Below are 12,149 nucleotides of genomic sequence, written 5' to 3'. Positions count from 1 at the left end.
ATCAGATGCGCGCCGGGGACGACCCGGCGCGGAAACCGCGTGACGGCCGGCGCATGGCGCCGGCCAGGACCCAATTTAGCGGCCCGACATCGTCGTCGTCGCGCCCGGTTCCTGCACACCGAAGCAGCCGCGATAGGTCGCGTAGAACGAGCAGTACAGCATCGTGACGATGATGATCGTCACCGGCATCATGATCGTCAGCGCGTACGCGCCGGCGCCGAGCGCCTGCAGCAGCAGCGACAGCGCGAGCGACGTGCCGAGCGCGACGGCGAACCACAGCACGCCGTATACGGCGAACGCGCCGCGATTGCGCCAGCAGCTGACGACGCTGAAGAACAGCGCCTTCGCCGGCGGGACGTCATGCCACGCGACCAGCACCGGCGCGAACCAGAACAGCATCGCGACCGGCAGATAGAGCAGCGTCGCGAAGAACAGCGCGCCGAGCGTGCCTTGCGCGGCGAGCGTCTCGGGCGTCGTGTTCGCTTCGTCGGCTGCGCCCATCATCACGTGGAACAGCGCGCCGCCGTCGACGAACGACGAAGCGGCGAACACCAGCACCATCGACGCGACGTAGATCACGCCGAGCACGAGCAGCCGCTGGGTCGCGACGGTGCCGTACGAGCGAAAGCCGTCGACGAGGATCGTCGGCATCACGGTCTTGCCGGCCACCGTGTCGCGGCACGCGGCCATGAAGCCGACCGCGATGCCGGGAATGAACACCAGCGGCAGCGCGGAGCCGATCACCGGCACCATCGACACCAGCGTGATCGCGAGCAGGTACGTGAAGAACAGCGTGATGAACGCGAGCGGATTCCGGCGGAACAGCCAGATGCCTTGACGGAACCAGACATAGCCCGTTTTCGCGGGCACTTCGATCAGTTGCATGCGGTTTGGATCTCGGGAAGCGCGGGCGTATGCGCGATACGCTCACGCAGGATGCGTTCGAAATGGCCGGGGTCGTGCGGCTTGAGCATCTCGGCCGCGCGCGGCAGGTAGAAGTCGTACAGGCGCGACACCCAGAAGCGGTACGCGCCGGCGCGCAGCATGTCGCTCCAGTGGCGGCGCTCCTCGGCCGTGAACGGCCGCACGGTCTGGTACGCGCGCAGCAGCGCATCGGCGCGCGCGACGTCGAGCACACCGGTCGCGAGGTCGACGCACCAGTCGTTGACGGTGACCGCGACGTCGAACAGCCACTTGTCGCAGCCCGCGAAATAGAAGTCGAAGAAGCCGCCGAGCCGCACGTCGTGACCGGTGCCGGGCGCCGCATGGGCGAACAGCACGTTGTCGCGGAACAGGTCGCAATGGCACGGGCCGGCCGGCAGCGCCGCATAGTCGTCCGACGCGAAGAAACCGGCCTGGTGCGCGAGCTCGCCTTCGAGCAGCGTGCGTTGCGCGTCCGTGATGAACGGCACGATCGCCGGCACGTTCTCCTGCCACCACGGCAGGCTGCGCAGGTTCGGCTGGTTGCGCGGATAGTCGCGGCCCGCGAGGTGCAGGCGCGCGAGCATCTGCCCGACCTCGATGCAGTGTTCGACCCCGGGCGCGAGTTCGGCCGCGCCGTCGAGCTTCGTGACGATCGCGGCCGGCTTGCCGTGCAGCTCGCCGAACAGCGCGCCGTCGTCGCGCGGGATCGGGTCCGGCACCGGCACGCCGTGGGCGGCCAGGTGGCGCATCAGGTCGAGGTAGAACGGCAGTTGCTGCGCGGTGAGCTTTTCGAAGATCGTGAGGACGTATTCGCCGCGCGTCGTCGTCAGGAAGAAATTGCTGTTTTCGATACCGGACGGAATGCCGCGGAACGCAAGCACGTCGCCCAGTTCGTAGTGGCGCATCCATTGCGCGAGATCGGAGTCGGAAACAGCGGTGAAAACGGCCATGCGGGATGCGTCAGGTCAGGGTGTCGGCACGCGGGCGGCGTGCAGCGCGACAGCAGGTGAAGGGGCGGCGCGGCGCGGTTGGCGCGCCGCGCCACGGAATCAGTAGCGCAGGTTCAGCGACGGCAGGCGCGTGATCGGGATGCCCGCGTCATGCGGCTTCGGCGACGTGTCGGGCGTGGAGCTCATCTGGTAGCGCGTGCCGAAGTTCGACTTCACGTCGATCTCGACCGGCTTGCCGCGGTCGCGGTACTCGGTGACTTCGGTGCCGTTCTTGCTCTTTTCGTGGAAGCTCGGCGTGCGGCGGATGTCGGCGAAGTCCACTTTCGACGTGACTTCGGCGCCCGGCCGGTTGATCTTGCGGAGATCGGGCAGGCCGGCGGCTTCGTTGGCCTCGGCCCGGGCCTGCGCGTCGGCGTCAGGCGTGCCGCCGGCGGCGTGAGCGACGCTGGCGGCGGCAAACGCGACGGCAGCGGCGACGAAAATGAGCGGCTTCATGATGAGTCTCCAGTGAACCCACCGATTTTAGCAAATACTGCGCGCCATCCGGCCCCTCCGTGCGCAGGGGCGGCCATAAAGGCGACCGGGTTCCGTGGTAATGTCGTCGGATCAGACGAGGTGATGAAAATGAAGAACGATTTGAGCCGCCGGCACCGTGTGCTGTCGCCCGAAAGCCCGTCGGTCGAGGCTTTCGACGATCCGATCGCCGCCGTCGCGCGGTTGTCCGCCATTTACGACACGAATACGGGCTTCCTGCGCGACGCGTTCGCGCGCTATCGCCGCCACGAAGCGATTACCGAGCACGTGCGCGCATGCTATCCGTTCGTGCGGATTCGCACCGACGTCAACACGCACGTCGATTCGCGCCGCTCGTACGGCTTCGTCGCGGGCCCCGGCGTATTCGAGACGACGGTCACGCGTCCCGATCTCTTCGCGAACTATTACCGCGAGCAATTGCGCCTGCTGGCGAAGAACCACCATGTCAAGATCGAGATCGGCGTGTCGTCGCAGCCGATTCCGATTCATTTCGCGTTTCCGGAAGGCATCCATCTCGAGGGCGAGCTCGATCGCGACCGCCTGCTCGCGATGCGCGACATCTTCGACACGCCCGACCTGTCGTATCTCGACGACCGCATCGTCAACGGCACGTTCGAGCCGGCGCCGGGCGAGCCGCATCCGCTCGCGCTGTTCACGGCCGCGCGCGTCGACTTCTCGCTGCATCGGCTGCGCCACTACACGGCGACGTCGCCCACGCATTTCCAGAACTACGTGCTCTACACGAACTACCAGTTCTACATCGACGAGTTCGTGAAGCTCGGCCGCACGATGATGACGGAAAGCGACGATCCCGAGGTGCGCGCGTATCGCAGCGAGTACAGCGCGTTCGTCGAGCCGGGCGACGTCGTCACGTACAACGCGAACCTCGGCGGCGAGCCGGCCGAGGGCACCGCGCCGCCGCGCCTGCCGCAGATGCCCGCGTATCACCTGAAGCGCGCGGACGGCAGCGGGATCACGATGGTCAACATCGGCGTCGGCCCGTCGAACGCGAAGACGATCACCGATCATATCGCGGTGCTGCGTCCGCACGCGTGGGTGATGCTCGGTCACTGCGCGGGGCTGCGCAACACGCAGCGCCTCGGCGACTACGTGCTCGCGCACGGTTACGTGCGGGAAGATCACGTGCTCGACGCCGACCTGCCGCTGTGGGTGCCGATTCCGGCGCTGGCCGAAGTGCAGCTCGCGCTCGAACGCGGCGTGGCCGAGGTCACGCGGCTGGAGGGCGTGGAGCTGAAGCGCGTGATGCGCACGGGCACCGTCGCGAGCGTCGACAACCGCAACTGGGAGCTGCGCGACCATCGCGAGCCGGTGCAGCGGCTGTCGCAGAGCCGTGCGATCGCGCTCGACATGGAAAGCGCGACGATCGCCGCGAACGGCTTCCGCTTCCGGGTGCCGTACGGCACGCTGCTGTGCGTATCGGACAAGCCGCTGCACGGCGAGCTGAAGCTGCCGGGCATGGCCGACACGTTCTATCGCGGGCAGGTCGACCAGCATCTGCAGATCGGCGTGAAGGCGATGGAGATCCTGCGCACGAACGGGCTCGACAAGCTGCATAGTCGCAAGCTGCGGAGTTTTGCGGAAGTGGCGTTTCAGTAACACTGCTCGGGTAGCGGCACAGCCGCGCCTGCAACGACGAAGGCCGCACGCGAACACTCGTTCGCGTGCGGCCTTGTTTTTGATGCGTCAGTGCGCGGGCCGACCGGCGCGGCGCTCAGTGACTCAGCACTCACCCTTCTTCGCGTGCCCCGGCGGGCAGTGATAGCCGCCATGACCGTGATGACGCTCGCGATCTTCCCACTCGCGGCGTTCCCAGTAGCGGCGGCCGTCCCAGTAGCGGTCGCCGTGCCAGCCGACGATCACCGGCGCGGGTGCGACCACAACGGGCGCGGGGGCGACGACGACCGGCGCGGGCGTGCCGATGTTGACGTCGACGTTGACGGCGTGAGCGAGGCCGGACAGCGAAAGGCCGAGGCCGGCGAAAGCGAGGGCGATCAGCGAGCGTTGCATGTTCTTTTCCGTGGTGTGGTGATGAATGGGCCGACGCGACGCGATGGAAGCGAGGGGGACCGTTCCACCGGGGGAACGCCGCGCCGACACAATGCAGTGTGCTGCGGCACGACGGAAAAGGCGAGTCGTGATTATTACGGAGGATTGGCGGCGCGCAGGCATGCGATGGGCCACCCATTTGACATTGGCGGGCCGCTGGTGCGGCCGATTCCGCCGCATCGTGCAGCGCCGGCTGCGAGCATTTGACATTCGACCGCGCACGGCGGCGAACAGGTATTAACAGCGCGTTACAAAGTCACGCCCGGCGAGCCGCCGAAGCGCACTGTCCGTTGCATGAAAAGCACGACAGCCGGCGCTCGGGCCGGCTGTCGTCATTGACCGGTTACAGATAGAACATCCGGTCTTCTTCCGGGCGCGGCGGATGGTCGTCCTCGTCCGAGCCTTCTTCCTCGCCGCTGTCCTCGTAGAACGCGAGCACCGCGTCGAGCACCTGGTCGGGATCGTCGATCACCTGCATCAGATCCATGTCTTCCGGATTGATCAGGCCCATCGGAATCAGTTGATCGCGGAACCATTGCAGCAGCCCCTGCCAGAACTCGCTGCCGACGAGGATGATCGGCACGAGGCGCGATTTCTTCGTCTGGATCAGCGTGAGTACTTCGGACAGTTCGTCGAGCGTGCCGAAGCCGCCCGGCATCACGATCACCGCATCCGAGTTCTTCACGAACGTGACCTTGCGCGTGAAGAAGTGGCGGAAGCGCAGCGAGATGTCCTGGTAGTGGTTGCCGGCCTGCTCGTGCGGCAGCTCGATGTTCAGGCCGACCGACGGCGCCTTGCCGGCGTGCGCGCCCTTGTTCGCGGCTTCCATGATGCCGGGGCCGCCGCCGGAGATCACCGCGAAGCCGGCGTCCGACAGCTTGCGCGCGATCTGCACGGCCAGCTTGTAGTGCGGCGTGTCGGGTTTGAGGCGGGCAGAACCGTAGATGCTGACAGCCGGGCGGATCTCCGACAGGTACTCGGTCGCCTCGATAAACTCTGCCATAATCGTGAACATCTGCCACGATGCGCGCGCCTTCTTGGCCGTCGCGCGCTCTTGATCTGCGAGCGAACGCAGACTCGGAATCACTTTTCTCTTGTTCATAATGCCTGAAGAACGAAATCTGGAAGGTAAGACCCTGCTATTGGTTGACGGTTCGAGCTATCTGTATCGGGCTTACCATGCGATGCCTGATTTGCGTGGCCCTGGCGGGGAGCCGACCGGAGCGCTCTACGGAATCATCAACATGCTGCGCCGTATGCGCAAGGAAGTCAGTGCAGAGTATAGCGCTTGCGTGTTCGATGCAAAGGGCAAGACGTTCCGCGACGACCTTTATGCCGACTATAAGGCAAACCGTCCGTCGATGCCGCCCGATCTCGCCTTGCAGGTCGAGCCGATCCACGGCGCCGTGCGCGCGCTCGGCTGGCCGCTGCTGATGGTCGAGGGCGTCGAGGCCGACGACGTGATCGGCACGCTCGCGCGCGAAGCCGAACGGCACGGGATGAACGTGATCGTGTCGACCGGCGACAAGGATCTCGCGCAGCTCGTGACCGAGCGCGTCACGCTCGTCAACACGATGACCAACGAGACGCTCGACCGCGACGGCGTGATCGCGAAGTTCGGCGTGCCGCCGGAGCGCATCATCGACTATCTCGCGCTGATCGGCGACACCGTCGACAACGTGCCGGGCGTCGAGAAGTGCGGGCCGAAGACGGCCGTGAAATGGCTGACGCAATACGACACCCTCGACGGCGTGATCGAACACGCGGCCGACATCAAGGGCGTGGTCGGCGACAACCTGCGCCGCGCGCTCGATTTCCTGCCGCTCGGCCGCCAGCTCGTGACCGTCGATACGTCGTGCGATCTCACGCCGCATCTCGAATCGATCGAAGCGTCGCTGAAGAGCGACGGCGAGGCGCGTGACCTGTTGCGCGACATCTTCGCGCGCTACGGCTTCAAGACCTGGCTTCGCGAAGTCGATAGCGCGCCCGCGGAAGGCGGGGGCGCCGATGCGCCGGAAGGCGAGCCGGCCCCGGTGATCGCAGCCGACGTCGTGCGCGAATACGACACGATCCAGACCTGGGAACAGTTCGACGCGTGGTTCGCGAAAATCGACGCGGCCGCGCTGACCGCGTTCGACACCGAGACCACCGCGCTCGATCCGATGCTCGCGCGGCTCGTCGGCCTGTCGTTCTCGGTCGAGCCGGGCAAGGCGGCCTACCTGCCGGTCGCGCACCGCGGCCCCGACATGCCCGAGCAGCTTCCGCTCGACGAAGTGCTCGCGCGCCTGAAACCGTGGCTCGAATCGGCCGATCGCAAGAAGGTCGGCCAGCACCTGAAGTACGACGCGCAGGTACTCGCGAACTACGACATCGCGCTGAACGGCATCGAGCACGACACGCTGCTCGAATCGTACGTGGTCGAATCGCACCGCACGCACGACATGGACAGCCTCGCGCTGCGTCATCTGGGCGTCAAGACGATCAAGTACGAGGACGTGGCGGGCAAGGGCGCGAAGCAGATCGGCTTCGACGAAGTGGCGCTCGCGCAGGCCGCCGAATACGCAGCCGAAGATGCCGACATCACGCTGCAGCTTCATCACGCGCTGTATCCGCAGGTCGCACGCGAACCGGGCCTCGAGCGCGTGTACCGCGAGATCGAGATGCCGGTGTCGCTCGTGCTGCGCAAGATGGAGCGCACGGGCGTGCTGATCGACGATACGCGTCTGCACGCGCAGAGCACCGAAATCGCGACGCGCCTGATCGAGCTCGAGGGCGAGGCGTACGAACTGGCGGGCGGCGAATTCAATCTCGGCTCGCCGAAGCAGATCGGGCAGATCTTCTTCGAGAAGCTGCAGTTGCCGGTCGTGAAGAAAACGCCGAGCGGCGCGCCGTCGACCGATGAGGAAGTGCTGCAGAAGCTGGCCGAGGACTACCCGCTGCCGAAGCTGCTGCTCGAGCATCGCGGGCTGTCGAAGCTGAAGTCGACCTATACCGACAAGCTGCCACGCATGGTGAACCCCACCACCGGCCGCGTGCACACGAACTATGCGCAGGCCGTCGCGGTCACGGGCCGCCTTGCGTCGAACGATCCCAATCTTCAGAACATTCCGGTGCGCACGGCGGAAGGGCGGCGCATCCGCGAGGCGTTCATCGCGTCGCCGGGCCACCGGATCGTGTCGGCCGACTATTCGCAGATCGAACTGCGGATCATGGCGCACATCTCGGGCGACGCGTCGCTGCTGCGCGCGTTCTCGCAGGGCGAGGACATCCATCGCGCGACGGCCGCCGAGGTGTTCGGCGTGACGCCGCTGGAGGTCAATTCCGACCAGCGCCGGATCGCGAAGGTGATCAACTTCGGGCTCATCTACGGGATGAGCGCGTTCGGGCTCGCATCGAATCTCGGCATCACGCGCGATGCGGCGAGGCTCTATATCGACCGCTATTTCGCCCGCTATCCGGGCGTCGCGCAGTACATGGAAGATACGCGCGCGACCGCGAAGGAGAAGGGCTACGTCGAAACCGTTTTCGGTCGCCGTCTCTGGCTGCCCGAGATCAACGGCGGCAACGGTCCGCGCCGCCAGGCGGCCGAGCGTGCGGCCATCAATGCACCGATGCAGGGCACGGCGGCCGACCTGATCAAGCTGTCGATGATCGCGGTGGACGACTGGCTCACGCGCGACCGGCTCGCGTCGCGAATGATCATGCAGGTGCACGATGAACTGGTGCTCGAGGTGCCCGAAGGCGAGCTGTCGCTTGTGCGCGAGAAACTGCCGGAAATGATGTGCGGCGTCGCGAAGCTGAAGGTGCCGCTGGTCGCCGAAGTGGGTGCCGGCGCGAACTGGGAAGAGGCACACTGACGCACCCCCGGCCAGTTCCCCGTTCCCGCGGCATATTGTTGCAGGGATGCTGAATATCGAGATGGTTTGCTTGTGGTCAACGCGCAAGCTCCCGGACAATGCATGTCAGTCATGTCATTGACGCGGGGCGGCGCGCCCCGCGTTCCGGATCGGCCACATCGAAGTGCTTCGAACTGCACATCGATGATGTCCGAACCGGTTAATCCACCGGGCGGCGCGGGTGCATCGCGTTTGCTTCATCCGGCGGCAGCAGTTTCGAATCGCAAAGGGGGAATCAGATGCATCGGATCATCATCGTAGGCGGAGGTGCCGGCGGCCTGGAACTGGCGACGCGGCTCGGCGACCGTTACGGCGCGCGCGGCAATCGTCCCGCGCGTGCGCTCGTCACGCTCGTCGACCGCAATCCGACGCACATCTGGAAACCGTTGCTGCACGAGGTCGCGGCCGGCAGCATGGACCCGTTCACGCAGGAGCTCGAATATGCGGCGCAGGCGCGCTGGCACGGCTTCGAGTTCCAGCAGGGCGAGCTGACCGGGCTCGACCGTGCGGCGAAGCGCGTCACGCTGTCGCCCCTCAACGACAGCGACGGCGCGGAGCTGCTGCCGGCGCGCGAGCTGGAATACGACACGCTCGTGATCGCGATCGGCAGCACGACGCACTTCTTCGGCGTGCAGGGCGCGCCGGAAAACGCGATCGCGCTCGATACGGTCGGGGAGGCCGAACGCTTCCGCAAGCGCTTGATCGCGGCATGCATGCGCGCGGAGCACCAGGCGCCGGCGCCGAGCGCGCCGGGCGAGTCGGCCGAGCCGCGCATCCAGGTCGTGATCGTCGGCGGCGGCGCGACGGGCGTCGAATTGTCCGCGGAACTGCGCAATACCGCGCAGGTGCTGTCCGTGTACGGGCTGCACAAGCTCGATCCCCGCCATGACGTCGGCATCGTGCTGATCGAATCGGGGCCGCGGATCTTGCCGGCACTCCAGGAGCGCGTGTCGGCGGCGACGGCTGAACTGCTCGAGAAGCTCGGCGTGCGGCTGATGCTCAGCGAGCGCGTGACCGAGGTGGCGCCCGGGTTCGTGCATACCGCGAGCGGCAAGGCAGTGCGCGCCGACCTGACGGTCTGGGCGGCCGGCATCAAGGCGCCGTCCGTGCTCTCGCATCTCGACGGCCTCCAGGTCAACAAGCTCGGTCAGCTCGACGTGCGCCGCACGCTGCAGACCTTCACCGACGACAACGTGTTCGCACTCGGCGATTGCGCGGCCTGTGCGTGGCCGGGCAACGAACGCAACGTGCCGCCGCGCGCACAGGCGGCGCACCAGCAGGCGAGTTTCCTGCTGAAGGCGATCAGCTGCCGGCTCGAAGGGCGCCCGCTGCCCGAGTTCACGTATCGCGATTTCGGTTCGCTCGTGTCGCTCGGCCACTTCAGCGCGGTCGGCAACCTGATGGGCGGACTGATCGGCGGCAACATGCTGATCGAAGGGCTGTTCGCGCGCTTCATGTACATGTCGCTGTACCGGCTGCACATCGCGGCGCTGCATGGTTATCCGCGGATGATGCTCGACACGGTCGCGCACTGGCTGCGGCGCACGACGCTGCCGCGCGTCAAGCTGCACTGATCGCGCGCTTGCTACTCGCGTGTGGCGCGGGCGGGGAATGCGCATGTCGTGCGTGTTCGCCGCCCGTTTTTCTTTTCGGTTCGCAACGATTCGGTCGTGTGACGATTCTCGATACGCGCCACCGCGCGGTGATTCGGCAGGCGGCCCACGCGCTGTCGCGCGATGATCGATTCGATCGCCGCCACGCGTCGTAATCGAGTCTTACACATCTGACAGTTGACGCGACAACGGATTATTGGGCATCTTGTCCGGGTTTTCGCTTGCGGCGGGGTGCCAACCGCCGCGACATCCGCACCGCCTACCGGTGCGATGCCCCGTCATGCCGTATCCGCGAGCGTGACGGCGGCGCCCAATCGAGGAGTGCATTCATGTTGAAACCCGAAGTCGACAGCCTGGTCCCCCATGTCCCGTTCTCGCGCCGCAAGTTCATGCAGGCCGCGCTGGGCGGCACCTTCGCGGCGGCCGTGCTGCCCGTGTCGGCGCAGACGGTCACGACCGACAGCACCGGGCTGGACGTCGATACCATCGAGATCCGCTCCGGCGATGCAAGCGTGCCGGCTTATCGCGCCCAGCCGGTCGACAAGACGAACCTGCCGGTCGTCATCGTGATTCACGAGATCTTCGGCGTGCACGCGCATATCGCGGATGTCTGCCGGCGCTTCGCGAAGCTCGGCTATCTCGCGATCGCGCCCGACCTGTTCGCCCGGCAGGGCAACGCGGCGAAGTATCCGACGATGAAGGAACTGTACGACCACATCATCAGCAAGGTGCCGGACCGCCAGGTCACCGAGGATCTCGATGCGACCGTCGCCTGGGCTGGCAAGAACGGCGGCGACCTGACGCGCCTCGGCGTGACCGGGTTCTGCTGGGGCGGTCGCCAGGCGTGGCTGTATGCGGAGCACAATCCGCACGTGCGGGCCGCCGTGGCGTGGTACGGGTTCGTCGAAGGCAAGACCGACGAGATGACGCCGTTCAACCCGGTCGATCACGCATCGTTGCTGAAGGTGCCCGTGCTCGGGCTGTACGGCGAGAAGGATCAGAACATCACGCAGGCGTCGCTCGCGGACATGCGCAAGGCGATCCAGACGAGCGATTCGAAGCTCGCGCGCGAATCGGAAATCGTCGTGTATCCGGATGCCGGCCACGCGTTCTTTGCCGACTACCGGCCGAGTTACGTGAAAGGCGATGCCGAGGACGGCTGGAAGCGCGCGATCGAGTGGTTCCACAAGTACGGCGTGATGTAAACGACGGGCGGCGGCAACTACCGCAGTGGCACCGGCCGCCGTTTCATCGTCGTCGCGCCGCCCGGGTGCTCAAGGATTCGGGCCGGTCGCGATCGGTCGCGACGGATCGGCGCTCCATTCGCTCCACGAGCCGGGGTACAGCGACGCGCCGTGCAGGCCCGCCACTTCCAGCGCCAGCGCGTTGTGGCAGGCGGTGACGCCGGAGCCGCATTGCAGGATCGCGCGATTCGGCTCGGTGCCGGCCAGCACGGTAGTGAATGCCTCGCGCAATTCATGGCCGGTCTTGAAACGGCCGTCGGCAGTCAGGTTGTCCTTGAAGAAGCGATTGCGCGCACCGGGAATGTGGCCGCCCACCCGATCGATCGTTTCATTCTCGCCGCGATAGCGGTCCGGTGCGCGTGCATCGATCACGACGCGCGCAGGCGACGACACGTTCGCGAGCACGGTCGCTGCATCGACCGTCGATTCGAGCGGCGCGGCCGAGCGGAAGTCGCCGGCGACCGGTTGCGGCACGTCGGTCGTCAGCGGCTGGCCGGCCGCTTCCCAGGCCTGCAGGCCGCCGTCGAGCACCGCAACCGAATCGTGACCGAGCCAGCGCAACAGCCACCACAGGCGTGCCGCATAGGCGCCGCCTTGCGCGTCGTACGCGACGACCTGCTGGCCCTGCTTGAGGCCGCGGCTGGCGAGCAGCGTCGCGAGCGCGTCGCGGGTCGGCAGCGGATGGCGGCCGTTGGTGCCCGTCTTGCGGCCCGACAGGTCGCGGTCGAGATGAAGATATTGCGCGCCGGGGAGGTGGCCGGCCGCGTAGGCGGCTTCGCCGGCGCCGGGATCGGCGAGATCGAAGCGGCAGTCGAACAGTGCCACGCTGCCGGGCGCCGCGGCCAGGCGCTCGGCGAGATTGGCGGCGGAAATGAGCGTGGTGTAATGAGTGTGTGGCATGACGGCTCCCTCGAGTGCAAA

Annotated in this window: 10 protein-coding genes; 4 read left to right on the top strand and 6 right to left on the bottom strand. The window is 66.5% G+C overall.

Annotated elements, in window-relative coordinates; all coding sequences use genetic code 11:
• Window positions 1-75 precede the first annotated feature (75 nt).
• The 3 genes from BLS50_RS21385 to BLS50_RS21375 all read right to left on the bottom strand — a co-directional run bounded on the left by BLS50_RS21385 (window position 76) and on the right by BLS50_RS21375 (window position 2,369).
• Window positions 76-885, bottom strand: coding sequence for a BPSS1780 family membrane protein (locus BLS50_RS21385; RefSeq protein ID WP_006479448.1), 810 nt, complete (start codon window positions 883-885; stop codon window positions 76-78).
• Window positions 876-1,874, bottom strand: a complete 999-nt coding sequence (locus BLS50_RS21380) for a homoserine kinase (RefSeq protein ID WP_027810633.1) — start codon at window positions 1,872-1,874, stop codon at window positions 876-878. The genes BLS50_RS21385 and BLS50_RS21380 overlap by 10 nt, the downstream gene beginning before the upstream one ends.
• A 99-nt stretch (window positions 1,875-1,973) precedes the next feature.
• Complete coding sequence (locus tag BLS50_RS21375; protein WP_006479446.1) at window positions 1,974-2,369, bottom strand: hypothetical protein; 396 nt, start codon at window positions 2,367-2,369, stop codon at window positions 1,974-1,976.
• Window positions 2,370-2,498: 129 nt separating this feature from the next.
• On the opposite strand from BLS50_RS21375, the gene BLS50_RS21370 reads away from it, so the two are divergent.
• On the top strand, window positions 2,499-4,025 hold the full coding sequence (locus BLS50_RS21370) for an AMP nucleosidase (RefSeq protein ID WP_011548157.1): 1,527 nt from the start codon (window positions 2,499-2,501) through the stop codon (window positions 4,023-4,025).
• 123 nt (window positions 4,026-4,148) lie between these two features.
• Here the strand turns inward: BLS50_RS21370 and BLS50_RS21365 are convergent, their stop codons facing one another.
• Both BLS50_RS21365 and BLS50_RS21360 read right to left on the bottom strand, forming a co-directional pair.
• Complete coding sequence (locus BLS50_RS21365; protein ID WP_012338493.1) at window positions 4,149-4,436, bottom strand: hypothetical protein; 288 nt, start codon at window positions 4,434-4,436, stop codon at window positions 4,149-4,151.
• A gap of 382 nt (window positions 4,437-4,818) precedes the next feature.
• Entirely contained in the window at window positions 4,819-5,577 is a 759-nt protein-coding gene (locus tag BLS50_RS21360) for an LOG family protein (RefSeq protein WP_006479437.1), read from the bottom strand.
• Window position 5,578: 1 nt separating this feature from the next.
• Here BLS50_RS21360 and polA point away from each other — a divergent pair, with 1 nt between their 5' ends.
• The 3 genes from polA (at window position 5,579) to BLS50_RS21345 (ending at window position 11,189) form a co-directional block, all read left to right on the top strand.
• A complete protein-coding gene (gene polA, locus BLS50_RS21355) occupies window positions 5,579-8,332 on the top strand; it encodes a DNA polymerase I (RefSeq protein ID WP_074803938.1) in 2,754 nt (917 codons plus the stop codon).
• Window positions 8,333-8,610: 278 nt separating this feature from the next.
• A complete protein-coding gene (locus BLS50_RS21350; protein WP_069230853.1) occupies window positions 8,611-9,945 on the top strand; it encodes an NAD(P)/FAD-dependent oxidoreductase in 1,335 nt (444 codons plus the stop codon).
• Window positions 9,946-10,313: 368 nt separating this feature from the next.
• Window positions 10,314-11,189: a dienelactone hydrolase family protein gene (locus tag BLS50_RS21345; protein WP_027782552.1), complete on the top strand. Its 876-nt coding sequence runs from the start codon at window positions 10,314-10,316 to the stop codon at window positions 11,187-11,189.
• Between the two features lie 69 nt (window positions 11,190-11,258).
• On the opposite strand, the gene BLS50_RS21340 is transcribed toward BLS50_RS21345, so the two are convergent.
• Window positions 11,259-12,128, bottom strand: a complete 870-nt coding sequence (locus tag BLS50_RS21340; RefSeq protein WP_074803936.1) for a sulfurtransferase — start codon at window positions 12,126-12,128, stop codon at window positions 11,259-11,261.
• Between the last annotated feature and the right edge of the window lie 21 nt (window positions 12,129-12,149).

Origin of the sequence: Burkholderia orbicola, assembly GCF_900100915.1 — a bacterium.
Taxonomy (GTDB): Bacteria; Pseudomonadota; Gammaproteobacteria; order Burkholderiales; family Burkholderiaceae; genus Burkholderia; species Burkholderia orbicola.
This window is presented reverse-complemented; position numbering and strand designations above follow the sequence as displayed.